Raw genomic sequence first — 19,520 nt, forward strand, 5'->3', positions numbered from 1 at the left:
GGTCCCTCGCCAATGAGACAGGCCGGACCGGCTTAGTCCTTGGCTCGCTCCACGTACGAGCCGTCTTCCGTCATGATCACGACGCGGGTGCCGGCCTGGATGTGAGGCGGCACCAGGGTACGCAGACCGTTGGACAGCATGGCGGGCTTGTAGGACGAGGAGGCCGTCTGGCCCTTCACGACCGGCTCCGTCTCGGTGATCTCGAGCGTGACTCGAGCCGGGAGCTCGATGGCGATCGGAAGGCCGTTATGGACGCTGAGCATCACCGGCATGCCTTCCTGCAGATAGGCCTTCTGGTCGCCGATGATGTCCAGCGGCACGGCCACCTGCTCGTAGGTCTCCGGATTCATGAAGTGGAACCCTTCGCCGTCCTCGTACAGGAAGGTGTATTCCCGGTCCTCCACGAAGGCGCGCTCGACCTGCTCCGTCGTACGGTAGCGCTCCGACACCTTCACCCCGTCGGAGATGCGGCGCATGTCGAGCTGAGTGACAGGCGTGCCCTTGCCGGGATGGATGTTCTGGGCCGTGAGAACGACGTAGAGCCGGCCGTCCATATCGACGACATTGCCCTTGCGGAGCGTAGAGGCGATGACCTTCACGAGAAGTCTTCCTTGTGACAGAGGTGGACGCGTCGTAAGGGTCGGGAAGAACCCGGCCCCGAGAACGCGAGAAAACGTTTTCGGTGCCGCAACTAGCCTATCTTTGCGCAAATCGCCAGTCTGACCTCACGAAAGCCTCTGGAATTGACACCCGCCATGCCCGCCCCCTCCCCCTGGTGGACGCCGCATGTCCATGCGGACCGCCGCCCTTTCCTTTTAGGCCGGAACAGGATTCAGGCCGCCCTGCGTGGCTTCTTCGCAGCCCATGAATTCGTTGAGGTGGACACCGCCACGCTTCAGGTCTCACCCGGCAATGAGGCCCACCTCCACGCTTTCAAGACGCAAGCCATCGGCCCGGACGGCCGCAAGGCTCCTCTTTACCTACACACCTCGCCGGAATTTGCCTGCAAGAAGCTCCTGGCGGCTGGCGAAACACGCATCGCGTGCTTCTCCCACGTCTATCGCAACCGCGAGCGCGGGCCGTTGCACCATCCCGAATTCACCATGCTCGAATGGTATCGGGCCGGGGAGCCTTACGAAGCGCTCATGGCCGACTGCCATGAGATTCTGGGCCTTGCGGCCGAAACCGCCAAGACGAAAGCCTGGAGCTTCCGCAACCACCAGGTCGATCCCTTCCTGGCGCCGGAACGCCTGAGCGTGGCGGAGGCCTTCCGGCGCTTTGCCGGGATCGATCTCCTGGCCTCCATCGACCGATCCGGTGCGACGGACCGGGACCGGCTTGCCGCCAGCCTTACCGAGGCGGGGCTCCGGATTGCTCCTGACGACACTTGGTCGGACCTGTTCAGCCGCGTCATCGTGGAGCGGGTCGAGCCGAATTTAGGCCTTGGGCGCGCCACGATCCTGGACGAGTACCCTGTGGCCGAAGCAGCCCTCGCGCGACCGACCGCTGGCGATCCGCGGGTCGCTGAACGCTTCGAGCTCTATGCCTGCGGCGTCGAGCTCGCCAATGCATTCGGCGAGCTGACGGATGCAGCCGAGCAACGGCGGCGCTTCGAGGGAGAAATGGCCGAGAAGATGCGGGTTTATGGTGAAAGTTATCCGGTGGACGAGGAATTCCTGGCAGCCCTCGGCTTGATGCCGGAGGCCAGCGGCATCGCTCTCGGGTTCGACCGCCTCGTTATGCTGGCCACCGGCGCCTCCCGGATCGAGCAGGTCCTGTGGGCTCCAGTTCCGGAGACCGCGCCATGAATGCCCCACGCCCAATTAGAACCCCGAGGGAACTGGCGGAGGCCGGCCTTCTGACGCCTGAACAGGTCGGCAGTGTCGAACGGGTCGCGGAGCGCTATGCGGTTGCCATCACGCCAGCCATGGCGGACTTGATCGACCCGAGCAATCCCAACGATCCGATCGCCCGCCAGTTCGTCCCGGACCCGGCCGAGCTCGTCGTGACGGCGGAGGAGCGCAGCGATCCTATCGGCGATCTCGCCCACAGCCCCGTGGAAGGCATCGTGCACCGCTATCCCGACCGGGTGCTGCTCAAGGCCGTCCATGTTTGTCCGGTTTATTGCCGCTTCTGCTTCCGCCGGGAAATGGTGGGGCCGCAGGGGCTCGGCACGCTTTCGCCGGAAGCTATGGACAGGGCGTTCGCCTACATCGAATCGCATCCAGAAATCTGGGAGGTGATCCTGACGGGCGGCGACCCGCTGGTGCTCTCCCCCCGTCGGCTCGCCGAGATCACCGAGCGGCTTGCCCGCATCTATCACGTGAAGGTCGTTCGCTTCCACACCCGGGTGCCCGTCGTGGAACCGGACAAGATCGGTGAGGATCTCATCGGAGCACTCAAGGCGAGCCGCAAGACCACCTATGTGGCGCTCCACGCGAACCATCCGCGGGAACTTACCGACGATGCGCGGGCGGCGTGCGGGCGGCTCGTCGATGCAGGCATCGTCATGATCAGCCAGTCCGTGCTGCTCAAGGGGGTGAACGACGATCCCGACACCCTCGCGTCCCTCATGCGAGCGTTCGTGGAGACCAGGATCAAGCCCTACTATCTCCACCATCCGGACCTCGCCCCAGGCACCAGCCATTTTCGCCTATCGGTCGCGGAAGGACAGGCGCTTGTCGCGGGATTGCGCGGCCGTATCTCAGGCCTGTGCCAGCCGGCCTACATTCTGGACATTCCGGGCGGATACGGAAAAGCCGCGATCGGGGCTGCCGCGATCACGCAGGGCCGCGACGGTTGCTACATGGTGTCCGACTTCCATGGCCAGCAGCACGCCTATCCGCCGGCCCCGAAAGAGTGACGACCGGAAAGAATCGCTGCCCAGGTTTTACGCTTAATCGAAGCCGGGTTTGCCGCTGCGGCCTTTCTTGATTTCCGAGCGACGTCCCTTCGCCTCCAGCCGTCGGCGCTTGGAGGCAAGCGTCGGGCGTGTCGGGCTCCGCGGCTTCGGCCGCTCGGTCGCCTGCCGGATCAGCTCGATCAGGCGCTCCAGCGCATCCTCGCGGTTCCGCTCCTGGGTGCGAAACCGCTGCGCCGTGATGATCAGAACCCCGTCATTGGTGAGCCGTCGCCCGGCCAGCCGCTCCAGGCGCTCTTTCACGTCGTCGGGCAAGGAAGGCGACTGGCGCACGTCGAAGCGCAACTGCACGGCCGACTCGACCTTGTTGACGTTCTGGCCTCCCGGCCCGGACGCGCGGATGAAACTCTCCTGAAGCTCCGCCTCGTCGAGCGCGATGGAATGGGTCACCTGGATCATGGGGCCTCGGGTCAACAACGAAGACAACCGTCGTGAACCCATAATCGGGACGCGGCAGGGTTTGACTTTTGCATGGCGCGCCGACGCACCTCAACCCTCGCGCTTCACACGCTCCTGGCGGGCGATTTCGGCCTCGGAGGGATGTTCAAGCTCGAACGATCCCGTGCTGATCGCTCCAGCGCGGTCATAGACGCTCATGATGACCCCGGTCGTGGAGACGGCTGTCTTGGCAAGCGTCAGGGCGCCCGGCTTTGTGCCCTGCCCGAAGAGGCGCTTGCCAGGACCGAGGACGAGCGGAAAAGTCAAAAGCCGAAACTGATCGACGAGATCGTGCGCCAGCAAGGTCTGCAACAGGACGCTGCTGCCCTGCACCAGCAGGTTCGGCCCGCTCCCCTGCTTCAGCTGGGCTATCTCGGCCGCGACGTCTCCGTGCAGCGCCACGGAATTCGCCCAGGTTAGTGGCTCCTTGGAGGATGTGGCAACGTATTTGGTCACGGCATTGAAGGTCTCTGCTATCGGATCACCCCCGTCGACATACGGCCAGTGCGCTGCAAAGATTTCGTAGGTCTTGCGGCCGAGCAGGAGATCGAAGGGGCTTGAGAAGGTCTCGCCCATGAACTGCCCCATCGGCTCGTCCCAATAGTTGACCGTCCACCCGCCATGGGTGAAGCCTCCCGTGGGATCCTCCGGCGGCCCGCCCGGCGCTTGCATGACACCGTCCAGACTCACGAAAGCGGCGGCGACGACTTTTCTCATTTCCGGCCTCCCATCGTGTCTGCGTCAGGGCCGATCGGCGCGCCGGTCCGACTTCGGTCGCGCTTCTCCGCCCAGGCAAAGCATCCATCCAATGCGCGCCCCGTGGTTGCTTGTCGACCCCGACGATAACGTCTAAGCGGCTTTTCCAGCCGAGTTTCGCCAGGATCGAGGGATCGCTCGCGAGGATCGGATCCTCTCGCCGTGAATCCTCATGTCCGCTGTCTTCGCCACCCTCGTCCCGACCTTCCTAATCATCGCGACCGGCTGGCTCTGCCGGATCACCGGCTTCGTGGACGACAAGCAATGGGCTGGGCTCGAGCGCGCCACCTTCGTGATCTTCTTTCCGGCGCTCATCATCGACACCCTGGCCCGGGCCGATCTCACGTCGGTCCCCGTCCTCGGCGTGGGCGGCGCATTGATAGGGGCGATCCTGCTCATGTCCGCCACGGTGCTGGGCCTCCGACCCCTGCTGGAGCGCCATCTGGCCGTTGATGGGCCCAGCTTCACGTCGATCTTCCAGGGAGCGACCCGCTGGAACACCTTCGTGGCTCTCGCGGTCGCCGGCAGTCTCTTCGGGCAGCGGGGAATCGCCCTAATCGCGGTGGCGATCGCCGCCATGGTGCCCCTGCTCAACCTGCTGGCCTTCTATGTCTTCATCCGGTATGCGGGGCGCGCCCGGCAGAGTCCCTGGCAGATCCTGCGGTCGTTCCTGACGAACCCTTTCATCTGGTCATGCGCCCTGGGCCTCGTGCTCAACCAGATCCTGCCGCCCCTTCCGAAGCCGATTGCTGCTTACATCGATCTGATGGGGCGAGCTGCGCTCGCGGCGGGACTGCTCATTGTCGGGGCGGGACTCGATATCCGCAGCCTTGCGAAGCCCGGCCCGCTTCATCTCATCGCCACCGGCCTTAAGCTTCTCCTCATGCCCGCGCTGGCCGTCGCGTTGGGACGTTTCATCGGCCTGGACGGCAACGACATCGCCGTAACCGTGATCGCCGCATCCGTGCCGTCCGCGAGCGCCGCCTATGTGCTGGCGCGGCAAATGGGAGGCAACGCCCCTCTGATGGCCGAGATCCTGACGCTACAGACTTTGGTCGCACTCGTGTCGATGCCACTCCTGATTTCCCTCGTGGCGGGCTGACACAACCCCTTATTGCAACCAAAGGTCAAACTTTCGGTCTTGTTTCATTTAAGGTTGTGCTGCTATTGAGGTGTAACAAAACACTGATATTAGTAATATTTACCTATGAACAAAGCACCGCCGCCGTCCAAAACTAAAGCTCCCAAAGATCCGGCGGACGGTGGAACCGCCGCCACGGAGACGACTGCGGTTTCTCCGCTGGAAACCGCGCAGTACATTGCGGAATTCGCAGCGGAGCTGTCGTTCCTCGCCCGCGAGACGCGGCTCGACCTTCTGTCCTACCTCCTGGACATGGCGCGGCTGGAGGCGCTGCGAACCATTCACAAAAATCGGTGATCGAAGACGAAGGCGTACGGACGAGCGTCAGCTTCCGGTAGTGTTCTCGCGCCCGCTCACCAACGACACGGCATTGCCGCCATGCCGCTCCAACCGACCTGCGATCTCAAGGTCCAGCAAGGCAGTCTGGACCAACCTGATCGACAGGCCCGACTGCCTGACGAGATCGTCGATGGCGACCGGGGAGGGACCGAGCAGGTCAATCACCCGGATTTCGGCCTGCGGAGCTGCAGCCCCTTCCTCATAAAATCCACCCTCGAACGTCACATGCGCAACGGGCGGTCGAGCAATATCCGGCAGCTCAAGCTCATCCCAGAGCTCCTCGATCCTGGCATGCTGCTGGGGCTCCTCCATGGCGCTCTCGAGCGGCCCGGCGGCAACCAAAGGCTCCAGCACGCTTGTCACATGGTCAAGCCCGGCGCAAAGGGTCGCGCCGTCGCGGATTAGGTCGTTCGTGCCCTCGGCGCGCGGATCGAGCGGCGAGCCCGGCACGGCAAAGACTTCCCGCCCCTGCTCCAGGGCAAATCGTGCCGTGATCAGGGAACCGGAGCGACGGGCCGCCTCGACGACGACGACCCCGTAGGACAAGCCGGAGACGATCCGGTTGCGGCGGGGGAAATCGCGCCCACGCGGCTCCCAGCCAAAGGGCATCTCGGACACGACGGCCCCGCCCTTCTCGACGATGGACAGCAGCAGCTTTTCGTTCTCGGACGGGTAAATCCGGTCGTGGCCGCCGGCCAGCACCACGATGGTGCCGGTTTCGAGGGTGGCCCGGTGGGCGCGAGTATCGATCCCCCGGGCGAGACCGGACGCGACCACGTAGCCTGCCTCGCCCAGCTGGCGCGACAGGCGCTCCGCGAACGTGAGGCCCGCCGCCGAGGCGTTGCGGGAGCCGACCATCGCCACGCATGGCCGTGACAGAACCTCGGCGGAGCCCCGCACAGCGATCAGCGGCGGAGCCGTATCGATGGCCTGGAGGGTTTTGGGATAGTCCGGCTCGCCCATGGCGATGAAGCGCACCCCCAGGCGGGCGGCGGCGGCGATTTCCTTTTCGGCCTCCGCCCGGGTCGCAACCTTCAGGAGAAGGCGTCCGCCCTTTCGTGCGAGGTCTGGAAGGGCCTCGAGGGCTGCGGACGCGCCGCCGAACTTGTTGATCAGGGACCGGAACGTGCGAGGCCCGACTTTTTCGGAGCGGATCAGGCGGAGCCAATCTAGGCGCTACTCGTCCGTGAGGCGCGTCCCGCTCATCCCTTTTGTCCGATTTTGCCTTCGGTTCCGGCCAGAAGGCGTTTGATGTTCTCGCTGTGCTTCCACCACAGAAGCGCCACGAGAAGGATAGCGATCCCAGCCATTCTGGGCTCGTCCAGCAGCCAGAGCACCACCGGGGTCGCCGCGCTCGCGATCAGGGCCGATAGCGAGGAATAGCGGCTCGCAAAGGCGACTACGAGCCAAATCGCCACGAAGGCGAGCGCCGCGATGGGTTTCAGGCCGATCAGGATGCCGATGAAAGTGGCGACGCCCTTCCCGCCCTTGAAGCCGAGCCAGACCGGAAAGAGATGCCCGATGAACGCCCCGAGGGCCGCGATCGTCATCAGATCCGGGTTCCAGTACCGGGCCAGAAGGACCGCTGCCGTGCCCTTGAGGGCATCGCCGACCAATGTGGCGGCGGCTAGGCCCTTGCGGCCGGTTCTGAGGACATTCGTGGCCCCGATATTGCCGGACCCCACGTTGCGGATATCCCCGAGGCCGGCCATCCGGGTGAAGATGACTCCGAAAGGAATGCTGCCCAGCAGATAGCCCACGACAAGGGCGCCCAGCAGCAGCAGGAGGTTAGCCTCTTCAGACATTCGCTTCTCTTGAGACGTTAAGGCGGTCGAACACGATCCTGCCCGCAACCATCGTCGCCGTCACCTGTCCTTGCAGACGGGCTTCGTCGAAAGGCGTGTTCTTCGACAGCGAGCGGAGCTGGCGCTTGTCCAGGACGTAAGGAGCGTCGGGATCGAAGACGATGAGGTCGGCCGGCGCGCCCCGCTGGAGCCGTCCGCCTGGCAAACCAAGGATTTCAGCAGGCCGCGTCGACATGGCCCGCAGGAGTTTCGCGATGGGAACGCCGTTGGAATGGACCAACCGCAGGGCGGCCGAGAGCAGGGTTTCCAGCCCCACGGCCCCGTTTTCGGCCTCGGAGAACGGCAGCCGCTTGGTCTCCACATCCTGTGGATTGTGGTCCGAGACGATCACGTCGATCGTTCCGTCCACCAGCGCCTCGATCATCGCCTGCCGGTCATCTTCGTGCCGGAGCGGCGGCGAAAGCTTCAGGAAGGTGCGATAATCGCCGATGTCGTTCTCATTGAGCGCGAGATTGTTGATGGACACCCCGCAGGTGACCGGGAGTCCCCTGCTCTTCGCGTCCCGCATGATCTCGGCCGAGTCGGCGCAGGAGATCATTGCCGCGTGGTAGCGCCCGCCCGTGAGGCGCACGAGGCGTATGTCGCGCTCCAGCATCACCGTCTCGGCCTCGCGCGGGATTCCCGGCAGGCCGAGTCTGGCGGCGAACTCGCCCTCGTTCATCACCCCCGTCCCGACGAGGTCAGGATCCTCCACGTGATGGACGATGAGGGCATCGAAGTCCCGGGCGTAAGTCAGGGCGCGACGCATGACCTGGGCGTTGGTGACCGACCGGTCGCCGTCGGTAAAAGCAACCGCCCCGGCCTCTCGCAACAGGCCGATCTCCGCCATCTCCTCGCCCTTCAGCCCCTTTGTGAGAGCCGCGGCCGGCCGGACATTGACTATTGAGGTGTCCCGGGCGCGGCGCATGACGAAATCGATGATCGCCGGGTCGTCGAGGACGGGATTCGTGTCCGGCATGGACATGATGGTCGTCACGCCACCGGCCGCCGCCGCCTCGCCGGCGCTTTTCAGCGTCTCCCGGTGGGCCGCGCCCGGCTCGCCGATGAAGGCGCGCATGTCGATGAGGCCGGGAGCCAGCACCTGCCCGCCGCAATCGACGACTTCCGCGTCTGTCGCGACGGCCACATACGGGCCAACATCCTGGATCAGGCCGTCTTGCACCAGCACGCCGCCGCGCTCCTCCTTCCCGCTGGCGGGATCGATGAGGCGCGCGTTCGTGAACAGCAGAGGACGTTCGGCGGTCATTATGCGGAAACTCCTTTCCCTCTCCCGCAGCGCGGACGAGGGTTCTTCCTCACCTGTTCGGCAGATGGCTCGCCAGTGCCTCCAGCACCGCCATGCGTACGGCCACGCCCATCTCGACCTGTTCGCGGATGAGCGACTGCGCGCCGTCCGCAACATCGGAGGAGATCTCGACGCCCCGGTTCATGGGTCCCGGATGCATCACGAACGCATCGGGCTTGGCGTAGGACAGCTTCTCCTGGTCGAGCCCATAGAACCGGAAGTACTCCTTCACCGACGGCACGAAGGAGCCGTTCATGCGCTCCCGTTGCAAGCGCAGCATCATGACGATATCCGCGCCCTCCAGGCCCTTGCGCATGTCGGTGAACGTCTCGAAGCCAAGACGGGCAATGCCGGGTGGCAGGAGGGTCGAGGGGGCGACAAGGCGCACCCGGGCGCCCATGGCGGCAAGCAGGATCATGTTGGAGCGGGCGACCCGCGAATGGATGATGTCGCCGCAGATCGCCACCGTCAGCCCCTCGATGCGGCCCTTGTTGCGGCGGATCGTGAGCGCGTCGAGAAGCGCCTGGGTCGGGTGCTCGTGCGCGCCGTCGCCGGCGTTCACCACCGAGCAATCGACTTTCTGAGCCAGCAGATGCACCGCCCCTGCCGCGTGATGGCGGACAATGATGAGGTCCGGGCGCATGGCGTTGAGGGTCGCGGCGGTGTCGATCAGCGTCTCGCCCTTCTTCACGGACGAGGAGGCGACCGACATGTTCATCACGTCCGCGCCGAGCCGTTTCCCGGCGATCTCGAAGGAGGACTGCGTCCGGGTCGAGGGCTCGAAGAACAGGTTGATCTGAGTCCGGCCGCGTAAGGTGGACTTCTTCTTTTCGACTTGGCGGCTGACCTCGACCTGCTCGTCGGCAAGGTCCAGCAGCGCCTGGATGTCCAAAGGAGACAAACCCTCGATTCCGAGGAGATGCCGGTGAGGAAAAAGGGATCGGGGCGCGTCGCTCATCAGCGATGGGCTATAGGCGGACTTGAGCAGGGCGGCAAGCCAAGTCTGGTCGCTTGGGCGGCATCTGAGTTAGAATTACCCTGATGCTTTCGGGGATCAGCCGCCGTGCCGTCTCTGTCGGAAACCCATGACGTCTTCAATCAGACGCCGGTCTTCGCCGACGTGAACCTGATCGCCTGCAACCGGCCCCTGCTGGATGCCCTGAAGGCGAATGGCGACCCAGCGGACAAAACCCTCGTCGCGTTCGGTCAGGCCTGGGGCTCGGGCGAGCGCCTGGAATACGGGCGACTCGCCAATGAGAACCCACCGAAGCTGCGCACGCACGATTCGCGGGGTTATCGGATCGACGCGGTGGAGTTTCACCCGGCCTATCACGCCCTCATGCGCGCCAGCATGGCGGACGGTCTTCACGCCTCCACTTGGGACGATACTGGAACCAACGACCCTGGCCGACGAGGTCACATGGCCCGGGCGGCCAGGCTCTACACGACCTCTCAGGTGGAGAGCGGGCATGTCTGCCCCATGACCATGACGCACGCCTCCGTCGGGGCGCTGGCGGCGTCGCCCGGCAGGCTCGATGAATGGCTGCCGAGAATCCTCTCCCGTGAATACGACCCGCGCTTCATCCCCTTCTGGGAGAAGTCGTCCGTCACCCTCGGCATGGGCATGACCGAAAAACAAGGCGGGTCCGACGTCCGCGCCAACACCACCCAGGCCAAGCCCCTGGCCCGGGACGAATACGCCCTCACGGGCCACAAATGGTTCATGTCTGCGCCCATGTGTGACGCGTTTCTGGTGCTGGCTCAGGCGCCCGGCGGCCTAACATGCTTCCTGGTTCCGCGCTTCCGGCCGGACGGCCGCGTGAACGCGCTCCACCTGCAACGCCTCAAGGACAAGCTCGGAAACCGCTCGAACGCCTCGTCCGAGGTGGAGTTCGAACGGGCCTTTGCCTGGCGCATTGGCGAGGAGGGGCGTGGGGTGCGCACCATCATCACCATGGTGCAGCTTACGCGCCTCGACTGTGCGGTCTCATCGGCGGGCCTTGTCCGCATGGGCCTTGCCCTCGCCTACCACCATGCCCAGCACAGGAGCGCTTTTCAGCGCAGGCTCATCGAGCAGCCAGCCATGCGAACGGTGCTGGCAGACCTCGCCCTCGAATCCGAGGCCATGACAGCGCTGGCCTTGCGGCTTGCGCGAAGCTTCGACAGGGCCGGAACAGACGAGCAGGAAGCGACTTTTGCCCGCCTGGTAACGCCAGCCGCCAAATTCGGGATCTGCAAGGCTGCGCCCCGCCTGCTCTACGAGGCTATGGAATGCATGGGTGGCAACGGCTACGTGGAGGAGAGCCCCCTGCCCCGCCTCTACCGGGAGGCTCCGGTCAATGCGATCTGGGAGGGCTCGGGAAATGTGATCGCCCTTGACGTCCTGCGGGCGGAGAATCGCGAGCCGGAGGCTGCGGCCTCCGTTCTTCAATCGTTGATGGCGGACGTGGAGGGCCTGCCGGGAGCGACCGACGCCGCGCGGGACACCGTCCTTTCGCTTCAGTCGGGAGAGGCTGAAGCCCGCGCCCGCTTCATTGCGGACAGGCTCTATACCCTTTTCGCCACCGCCGCCCTGCGCCGGTTCGCGCCACCCGAAATCGCCGAGGCCTACGCCCTCACCCGCTTGAATTCACCGGCTCGCATGATTGGGGCCAACGACCTTGGCTTTGCTGCCAAACCCTTGCTGGATAGGGTTTTTGTCCCCATATAGCGGATGAGGCGACAGGTCCGATTTGACTTGTCCTCAATCATTGACCACTTATCCCGCCCCACGGCTGTCCAGAGCCGACCGCCGCTTATTGCGCCTAACACACGGGCATCTGTTCCCGGCCATTGTAGGAAGTCGTTATGAAAGTCCTTGTCGTCGAGTCGCCTGCCAAGGCCAAGACGATCAACAAATATCTGGGCAGGGACTATGAGGTCCTGGCTTCCTTCGGGCATATCCGCGATCTGCCCGCCAAGGATGGCTCCGTCGACCCGGATAACGACTTTCGCATGATCTGGACCCTCGAGGACCGGGGCTCGAAGCGTGTCTCTGAGATCGCCAAGGCGCTCAAGGGGGCTGAAAAGCTTATCCTCGCCACCGACCCGGATCGGGAAGGCGAAGCGATTTCCTGGCATGTGGTCGAGGCCCTGCGGGAGAAGCGCGTCCTGAAGGACATGCCCATCGAGCGCGTGACCTTCAACGCCATCACCAAGGACGCGGTGCAGACGGCCCTTCGCCAGCCACGCCAGATCGATCAAGCGCTGGTGGACGCCTATATGGCCCGCCGCGCCCTGGACTATCTAGTCGGCTTCACGCTCTCGCCGGTGCTCTGGCGCAAGCTTCCCGGAGCCCGCTCGGCCGGCCGTGTGCAATCGGTGGCGCTCCGTCTGGTTTGCGACCGTGAGCTCGAAATCGAGACCTTCAAGACCCAGGAATACTGGTCGCTGATCGCGACGCTGGCCACCAAGGACGGCGGCGTGTTCGACGCGCGGCTCGTGGGCGCGGACGGCAAGAAGATCACCCGCCTCGACATCGGAAAGGGCGAGGAGGCGGAAGCCTTCAAGAAGGACCTGGAACTGGCAACCTTCTCGGTGGCGAACATCGAGGCCAAGCCTGCCAAGCGGCACCCCTACCCGCCCTTCACCACCTCGACCCTGCAGCAGGAGGCCTCGCGCAAGCTGGGGCTTGCCCCGGCTCAGACCATGCGCGTCGCGCAGCGTCTTTATGAGGGCGTCGACATTGGCGGCGAGACCGTGGGTCTCATCACTTATATGCGTACGGACGGCGTCGACATGGCCCCGGAGGCGGTTCAGGCCGCGCGCCGGGTGATCGGCAAGGAATACGGCGACCGCTACGTTCCCGACGTGCCGCGCAAGTACACCACCAAGGCCAAGAACGCGCAGGAGGCCCACGAGGCGATCCGCCCAACGGATATGAGCCGCCTGCCCAAGCACGTGGCGAAGTACCTGGAGCCCGAGCAGGCCCGTCTTTATGAGCTTATCTGGATCCGCACGGTCGCGAGCCAGATGGAATCCGCGCAACTCGAGCGCACCACGGCCGATATCGCCGCAGTGGTGGGCCCCCGCAAGCTCGACCTGCGTGCGACCGGCCAGGTCATCAAGTTCGACGGCTTCCTGACCCTCTACAACGAGAGCAAGGACGACGATCCGGACGAGGACGAGGGCCGCCTGCCGCCCATGAAGGCCGGCGATCCGCTGGAGCGCCGCCGCATCGCGGCCAACCAGCACTTCACCGAACCGCCGCCGCGCTATTCCGAGGCGAGCCTTGTGAAGCGCATGGAAGAACTCGGCATCGGCCGCCCGTCCACCTACGCGGCTGTTCTTCAAACGCTTCGGGACCGCGAATACGTACGCATCGACAAGAAGCGCCTTGTCCCCGAGGACAAGGGCAGGATCGTCATCGCGTTCCTGGAAAGCTTCTTCCGCCGCTACGTGGAATACGATTTCACGGCGGACCTAGAGGAGCAGCTCGACCGTATCTCCAATTCCGAGATCGATTGGAAGCAGGTGCTGCGCGACTTCTGGCAAGCCTTCTCGGCCGCCATCGGCGAGACCAAGGAGCTGCGCACGACGGAAGTGCTCGATGCCCTGAACGAACTTCTCGGCCCACACATCTTCCCGGACAAGGGCGACGGCTCGAACCCACGCACCTGCCCGACCTGCGGCACCGGCCAGCTTTCTCTCAAGCTCGGCAAGTTCGGGGCCTTCATCGGCTGCTCGAACTATCCCGAGTGCAAATATACCCGCCAGCTTGCCGCATCGGGCGTTGAGGGGGACGGGGAAGGCTCATCCGAGAATGGCGGCACGCCAGGCGTGAAGGTGCTAGGCGACGATCCGGAGACCGGACAACAGGTCACCCTCCGCGACGGCCGCTTCGGTCCCTTCGTCCAGCTCGGCGAAGGCGAGAAGCCCAAGCGCTCGTCCCTTCCGAAGGGGATGTCCCCCGCTCTGGTCGATCTGGAGAAGGCCCTGAAGCTCCTTGCCCTACCCCGTCAGGTGGCGGTGCATCCGGAGACGGGCGAGCCAATCCTCGCCAGCATCGGACGCTACGGCCCCTATGTTCAACACGGCAAGACCTACGCCAATCTGGGCAAGGATGACGACGTGCTGGAGATCGGCGGCAATCGCGCCATCGACCTGATCGTTGCGAAGGAAAGCGGAGCCGGCGGCTTCCGCCGGGGCGCTTCCGATCCCGGACGCCCACTCGGCGAAGACCCGGAATCCGGAAAGTCCATCGTAGTGAAGGCGGGCCGCTTCGGGCCTTACGTGACTGACGGAGAGACCAACGCGACCCTTCCGAAGGCGGTTACCGCCGAAGCCGTGACCCTCGACGAGGCCGTGAGCCTTCTCAACGCCCGGCGCGCCATGGGGCCCTCGAAAAAGACTGCGCGGAAATCGTCGTCCAAAAAGGCCACGGCGTCCAAGAAAGCTCCCGCGAAGGCTGCCGCCAAGAAGACAGCGGCGAAGAAGGCTCCAGCGAAGAAGCCTGCAGCCAAGAAGGCGGCCTCGAAGACAACGAAAGCCGGTTGAGCCATCGCTCAGCCGGCCTCGACCAGATCAAAGCAGTCTTTGAAAAATCAGAAGCTGAGCCAGAGAGCCACCACGGCGACTGCTGCCATGGCCAACCAAAGGGCGTTCATACCAATCGAACGAGGCGCGGCGCGGGCCGCTTCCGGCTCGTCGAAGGCGAAAGCCTCGCCCGCATTGCGCGCCGCGCGGTTGAGGTGATGCTGTTGCGCAGTTCCCAGGGCCGTCCGCGTCGTCACGATCGATCTCCGTTAAGCTTGTTCCAGCTTAGCTAGTCAACGTGAATGTTAACTAAACAGTTCCAGATGACACCTGTAAGACATTCTTTAGGCTTAATACCGGAACGTTGCATCAGGGTCTCTAGGCCCAGTTTTTTGTCGCTTGTGACCCGACGTCACCCTTTATGTTTCCGTTTTGTTCACGTATAAATTTGTGAATGAGATATATTGTAAAGAAAAGCGAATCAGCACGAAACAAGGTCCCAATGACCGACAACGACGATCTCTTTGGGGGCAGCGGAGCTGCGTCCGCCAAGCGCGCGGTGCCGGCCTCGGCCAGAAATGCAGCCGCGAAAATTTCCCGATCCGCGCCGCCGCAAGGCACGCCGGGCGAGAGCGGCTATGACGCCTCGGCCATCGAGGTGCTGGAGGGGCTCGAGCCCGTCCGGCGGCGTCCGGGCATGTATATCGGCGGCACGGACGAGAAGGCCCTGCACCATCTCTTCGCCGAGGTGATCGACAACTCCATGGACGAGGCCGTGGCCGGCCACGCCACGTTCATCGAGGTGGAGTTGGAGGAAAACGGCTGGCTCTCCGTCATGGACAACGGCCGCGGCATACCGGTCGACCCGCATCCGAAATTCCCGAAGAAGTCGGCGCTCGAAGTGATCATGACGACGCTTCACGCGGGCGGAAAATTCGACTCTAAGGTCTACGAGACGTCGGGCGGCCTGCACGGCGTCGGCGTCTCGGTGGTGAACGCTCTCTCGGAGATCCTCGAAGTCGAGGTGGCGCGCGGCCAGACCCTTTATCGCCAGATCTTTGCCCGCGGCGTTCCGAAAACCAAGCTTGAGACGGTCGGCCGGGTGCTGAACCGGCGCGGCACCAAGGTGCGCTTCAAGCCCGATCATCAGATCTTCGGCAAGGACGCCCATTTCCAGCCCCGCCGCCTGTTCAAGATGGCGCGCTCGAAGGCCTATCTGTTCGGCGGCGTCGAGATCCGCTGGAAGTGCGCTCCGTCCCTTCTCGAGGGCGTCGAGAACGTTCCGGCCGAGGCGGTGTTCCGCTTCCCCAACGGCTTGAAGGACTATCTGGCCCGCGACATCGAGGGCAAGGAGCTCGTCACCGATCAGGTGTTCGCAGGTAAGATCACCAAGCCCGGCGGGCACGGCTCGCTGGAATGGGCGGTCGCCTGGATGGCCAACGAGGACGGGTTCTCCTCGTCCTACTGCAACACGATTCCGACTCCGGAAGGCGGTACGCACGAGAACGGCCTGCGCATCGCACTCCTGCGCGGCCTGCGCGACCATGCAGAGCGTGTGAACCAGCAGAAGCGCATGGCGGCGGTCACCACCGACGACGTGATGGCCACCTGCGCGTCCATGCTGTCGGTCTTCATCCGCGAGCCGGAGTTCCAGGGCCAGACCAAGGACAAGCTGGCGACCCTGGAGGCCGGCCGCATCGTCGAGGCCGCGATCCGCGACACCTTCGATCACTGGCTCGCCGCTTCCCCGCAGCAGGCCAACAAGGTCCTGGACTGGGTTATCGACCGGGCCGAGGAACGTCTGCGCCGGCGCCAGGAGAAGGAGGTCGCCCGCAAGACCGCGACCCGCAAGCTCCGGCTCCCCGGCAAGCTCGCCGATTGCACCCGGGCCGGCATGACCGGATCCGAACTGTTCATCGTCGAGGGCGACTCGGCCGGCGGCTCCGCCAAGCAAGCCCGCGACCGCGCCACCCAGGCGATCCTGCCCCTGCGCGGCAAGATCCTGAACGTGGCCTCGGCCGGACGGGACAAGCTGCACCAGAACCAGCAGCTCTCTGACCTCGTCCAAGCGCTCGGGTGCGGCATGGGCTCCCAGTACCGGGACGCGGACCTGCGTTACGAGAAGGTCATCATCATGACCGACGCGGACGTGGACGGCGCTCATATCGCATCGCTGCTCATCACGTTCTTCTACCGCCAGATGCCCCGCCTCATCGACGCCGGGCACCTTTATCTCGCAGTTCCGCCTCTCTACCGGATGACACAGGGCTCGAAGTCCGCCTATGCCCGGGATGATGCAGATCGGGAGCGGCTCATGAAGACCACCTTCAAGGGCAACGGCAAGGTCGAGATCGGCCGCTTCAAGGGCCTAGGCGAGATGCTGCCGGCCCAGTTGAAGGAAACCACCATGGACCCGAAGAAGCGCCTGCTTCTGAAGGTGGTGATCGACGCTGCGGAGCGCCCCGAGACCGGCGACACGGTGGAGCGCCTGATGGGCAACAAGCCCGAAGCCCGCTTCACCTTCATCCAGGAACGGGCGGCCTTCGCGGATGAGGCGGACCTGGATATTTGAGGCCATCTTCAAATCGGCGATCCCGGATCGATCCGGGATCGCCAGCAAAACGACGCGTGCTGCAGACTGCCCAAAAGGACGCTTTTCGACAAGCTCCGGCCCTCGGGCAAAATTATTTGAAAAAATTTTCGAAAGCGCTGGAACCTTCGTCCAGGTTCCCCGTTGACTGGCATCACCGGCTCATTCTGCCCCCACGGGCCGGTCCCTCCAAAGGCTCCGTTATCGGGGCCTTTTTTTGTTCTCGGCGTCCTTGAGCTGGCTTGGATGGATCCGCAGACGATTGTCGCGCGTCGTTACTTTGTAGGCGCACCGGACTAGTCGCGGTTTCGCCTGCATGCGACAAGATGTGACCAGATAACGAGTTGATCCCTTGGCGAAACGACCCAAAGCCTCTGCCTCCACACTCCCTTCCCGGGAAGATGTCATCGCCTTTATCGCGGATGCGCCGAGTAAAGTCGGCAAGCGAGAAATCGCGCAGGCCTTCAACATCAAGGGCGACGACCGCATCTGGCTTAAGCAGATGCTCAAGAGCCTTGAGGACGAGGGCGTTGTCGACCGCCGAGGCAAGACCGTCCACCGGGCCGGCCAGCTCCCGCCCATGGTGCTGGCGGACATCAAGAAGCGCGACAGGGACGGTGAGCTCATCGCTGAGCCGACGGAATGGGACGCGGACGAGTTCGGGCAGGTTCCGACCATCATCATCACCCCTACTCGCAAGCCGCGCCCAGGAATGCCGGTGGCGGGCGTCGGCGACCGGGCACTGGTCAGGGTCAGTCCGCTCAAAGAGGACGACATCCACCGGTATGAGGGCCGGGTCACCAAGATTATCGCCAAGAAGCAGGCCCAGGTTCTCGGCATCTTCCGGGCCCTGCCCGAAGGCGGCGGCCGGCTCATCCCGGTGGAAAAGAAGTCTCGCGAGCAGGAACTCCAGATCAACCCCGGCGACGAGAATGGCGCCCAGGACGGGGATATTGTGGCAACCGCTATCGTCAAACACGGCCGGTTCGGGCTTCCCCATGCGCAGGTGAAGGAGCGCCTCGGCTCGATCAAGTCCGAGAAGGCCGTGAGCCTGATTGCAATCTACGCCCATAGCATCCCTCACGTGTTTCCCAACGACGTGCTGGCCGAGGCCGAGCAGGCCCAGCATGCCCGCCTTGAAGGCCGCGAAGACTGGCGCGAACTCCCCCTCATCACCATCGACCCGGCGGACGCCAAGGACCACGACGACGCGGTCCATGCGCTGCCGGACCAAGACGAAGGGAACGAGGGGGGCTTCATCGTCACCGTGGCCATTGCCGACGTGGCGGCCTACGTGCGGCCGGGCACGGCACTGGATCGGGAGGCGCAGGAGCGCGGTAACTCTGTCTATTTCCCTGACCGCGTTGTTCCCATGCTGCCGGAGCGGATCTCCAACGATCTCTGCTCCTTGCGACCGCAGGAAGACCGCCCTGCCCTGGCGGTGCGGATGGTGATTGGCCCGGACGGGCGCAAGAAGAGCCACACCTTCCACCGGATCATGATGCGTTCGGCAGCCAAACTGTCCTACCAGCAGGCCCAGGCCGCCATCGACGGCCGCCCGGACGAGGTGGCCCGGCCGATCCTCGATTCCATCCTGCGCCCGCTCTGGGACGCCTATGCGGCCGTGACCAAGGCCCGTGACATCCGCGAGCCGCTTTATCTGGACCTGCCGGAGCGCAAGATCGTGCTGAAGCCCGACGGCACCGTGGACCGGGTCTTCGTGCCCGAGCGGCTCGAGGCGCACAAGCTCATCGAGGAGTTCATGATCCTCGCCAACGTGGCCGCCGCTGAAACCCTCGAAAAGGCCGAGAGCGAACTGATCTACCGGGTCCACGACGAGCCATCGCTGGAAAAGATGCGGGCGCTCAGCGAGGTGCTGGCCTCGATCGGCCTCAAGCTTCCGACGCAAGGGGCGCTGAAGCCGGAACTGTTCAATCGCATCCTGCGCAGCGTCGAGAACTCGGAGCATCAGCTCTTCATCAACGAGGTGGTGCTTCGGTCCCAGTCTCAGGCCGAATACTCCGCCGAGAACTACGGCCATTTTGGCTTGAATCTCAGGCGCTACGCCCATTTCACCTCGCCGATCCGCCGCTATGCCGACCTCATCGTCCACCGGGCGCTCATCAGCGGACTCAAGCTTGGCAAGGACGGGCTGCGACCGGACACCACCCGGGCGGAGCTGATCGAGATCAGCGCACGCATCTCCGCCGCCGAGCGCCGCGCCATGGGGGCGGAGCGTGATACCATCGACCGGCTCATCGCCCATTTCCTTGCCGATCGCATCGGCGCAACGTTCGATGGTCAGATATCCGGAGTGACGAAGGCCGGCCTCTTCATCAAGCTTCACGAGACCGGAGCCGACGGGTTCGTGCCTGCCGCCACCATCGGGGCCGACTATTACCGCTTCGACGAGAAGACCCATTCCATGCGCGGCGAGCGCACGGGTGAGACGTATCGGCTCGGCGACAAGGTCGAGGTAAAGATGGTAGAAGCAGCGCCGGTGGCCGGTGCCCTTCGGTTCGAGCTGATGACCAAGGGCCGCTTCAGCGGCAAGCCGAAATCCGCCAAGGGCTCCAGGGCCGCCCGCGGTGGGCCCAATGCCTCGAAGGAAAGCCGTCGTCCCGCAACACGCGTGAAAGTGAAGCGCGCCGGTCGCGCGCGATAGGGAATGA

Annotated in this window: 16 protein-coding genes; 8 read left to right on the forward strand and 8 right to left on the reverse strand. The window is 64.3% G+C overall.

Annotated features, from left to right (window positions below; genetic code table 11):
* Positions 1-32: 32 nt before the first annotated feature.
* Positions 33-554 carry an elongation factor P gene (gene efp, locus DRB19_RS07290; RefSeq protein WP_245439322.1) on the reverse strand — a complete coding sequence of 174 codons (522 nt, stop codon included), beginning with the start codon at positions 552-554 and terminating at the stop codon, positions 33-35.
* 201 nt (positions 555-755) lie between these two features.
* On the opposite strand from efp, the gene epmA reads away from it, so the two are divergent.
* Positions 756-1,808 (forward strand): EF-P lysine aminoacylase EpmA, encoded by a 1,053-nt coding sequence (epmA, locus tag DRB19_RS07295; RefSeq protein WP_114185384.1) that lies wholly within the window; start codon positions 756-758, stop codon positions 1,806-1,808.
* Positions 1,805-2,863, forward strand: coding sequence for a lysine-2,3-aminomutase-like protein (locus DRB19_RS07300; RefSeq protein ID WP_114185385.1), 1,059 nt, complete (start codon positions 1,805-1,807; stop codon positions 2,861-2,863). Before epmA ends, DRB19_RS07300 begins: the two co-directional genes overlap by 4 nt.
* Before the next feature lie 33 nt (positions 2,864-2,896).
* On the opposite strand, the gene arfB is transcribed toward DRB19_RS07300, so the two are convergent.
* Positions 2,897-3,319, reverse strand: a complete 423-nt coding sequence (gene arfB, locus DRB19_RS07305) for an alternative ribosome rescue aminoacyl-tRNA hydrolase ArfB (RefSeq protein ID WP_114185386.1) — start codon at positions 3,317-3,319, stop codon at positions 2,897-2,899.
* Between the two features lie 90 nt (positions 3,320-3,409).
* Entirely contained in the window at positions 3,410-4,075 is a 666-nt protein-coding gene (locus tag DRB19_RS07310; protein ID WP_114185387.1) for a dihydrofolate reductase family protein, read from the reverse strand.
* 211 nt (positions 4,076-4,286) lie between these two features.
* Here DRB19_RS07310 and DRB19_RS07315 point away from each other — a divergent pair, with 211 nt between their 5' ends.
* Together DRB19_RS07315 and DRB19_RS07320 are read left to right on the forward strand one after the other, a co-directional pair.
* Complete coding sequence (locus DRB19_RS07315) at positions 4,287-5,216, forward strand: AEC family transporter (RefSeq protein ID WP_114185388.1); 930 nt, start codon at positions 4,287-4,289, stop codon at positions 5,214-5,216.
* Between the two features lie 105 nt (positions 5,217-5,321).
* A complete protein-coding gene (locus DRB19_RS07320) occupies positions 5,322-5,552 on the forward strand; it encodes a hypothetical protein (protein WP_114185389.1) in 231 nt (76 codons plus the stop codon).
* A 27-nt stretch (positions 5,553-5,579) separates the two neighbouring features.
* Here DRB19_RS07320 and dprA read toward each other — a convergent pair whose 3' ends face one another.
* The 4 genes from dprA to DRB19_RS07340 are packed head-to-tail and all read right to left on the reverse strand — an operon-like array spanning position 5,580 to position 9,702.
* Positions 5,580-6,752 carry a DNA-processing protein DprA gene (gene dprA / locus DRB19_RS07325; protein ID WP_245439323.1) on the reverse strand — a complete coding sequence of 391 codons (1,173 nt, stop codon included), beginning with the start codon at positions 6,750-6,752 and terminating at the stop codon, positions 5,580-5,582.
* 44 nt (positions 6,753-6,796) lie between these two features.
* Positions 6,797-7,399, reverse strand: coding sequence for a glycerol-3-phosphate 1-O-acyltransferase PlsY (plsY, locus tag DRB19_RS07330; protein ID WP_114185390.1), 603 nt, complete (start codon positions 7,397-7,399; stop codon positions 6,797-6,799).
* Entirely contained in the window at positions 7,392-8,705 is a 1,314-nt protein-coding gene (locus DRB19_RS07335; protein ID WP_114185391.1) for a dihydroorotase, read from the reverse strand. Before DRB19_RS07335 ends, plsY begins: the two co-directional genes overlap by 8 nt.
* A gap of 49 nt (positions 8,706-8,754) precedes the next feature.
* A complete protein-coding gene (locus tag DRB19_RS07340; RefSeq protein WP_114185392.1) occupies positions 8,755-9,702 on the reverse strand; it encodes an aspartate carbamoyltransferase catalytic subunit in 948 nt (315 codons plus the stop codon).
* A gap of 105 nt (positions 9,703-9,807) precedes the next feature.
* Here DRB19_RS07340 and DRB19_RS07345 point away from each other — a divergent pair, with 105 nt between their 5' ends.
* Both DRB19_RS07345 and topA read left to right on the forward strand, forming a co-directional pair.
* A complete protein-coding gene (locus DRB19_RS07345) occupies positions 9,808-11,454 on the forward strand; it encodes an isovaleryl-CoA dehydrogenase (RefSeq protein WP_114185393.1) in 1,647 nt (548 codons plus the stop codon).
* Positions 11,455-11,591: 137 nt separating this feature from the next.
* A complete protein-coding gene (topA, locus tag DRB19_RS07350) occupies positions 11,592-14,279 on the forward strand; it encodes a type I DNA topoisomerase (RefSeq protein WP_114185394.1) in 2,688 nt (895 codons plus the stop codon).
* 47 nt (positions 14,280-14,326) lie between these two features.
* Here the strand turns inward: topA and DRB19_RS07355 are convergent, their stop codons facing one another.
* The gene (locus DRB19_RS07355; protein ID WP_114185395.1) at positions 14,327-14,515 is read right to left on the reverse strand and encodes a hypothetical protein; all 189 of its coding nucleotides are present in this window, start codon (positions 14,513-14,515) and stop codon (positions 14,327-14,329) included.
* A 245-nt stretch (positions 14,516-14,760) separates the two neighbouring features.
* Between DRB19_RS07355 and parE the strand changes: the two genes are divergently transcribed.
* Positions 14,761-16,830 carry a DNA topoisomerase IV subunit B gene (parE, locus tag DRB19_RS07360; RefSeq protein ID WP_114185396.1) on the forward strand — a complete coding sequence of 690 codons (2,070 nt, stop codon included), beginning with the start codon at positions 14,761-14,763 and terminating at the stop codon, positions 16,828-16,830.
* Positions 16,831-17,200: 370 nt separating this feature from the next.
* The gene (rnr, locus tag DRB19_RS07365) at positions 17,201-19,513 is read left to right on the forward strand and encodes a ribonuclease R (protein ID WP_114185397.1); all 2,313 of its coding nucleotides are present in this window, start codon (positions 17,201-17,203) and stop codon (positions 19,511-19,513) included.
* Positions 19,514-19,520: the final 7 nt, after the last annotated feature.

The organism is Microvirga aerophila (assembly GCF_003332305.1).
In the GTDB taxonomy this organism is placed as follows: Bacteria; Pseudomonadota; Alphaproteobacteria; order Rhizobiales; family Beijerinckiaceae; genus Microvirga; species Microvirga aerophila.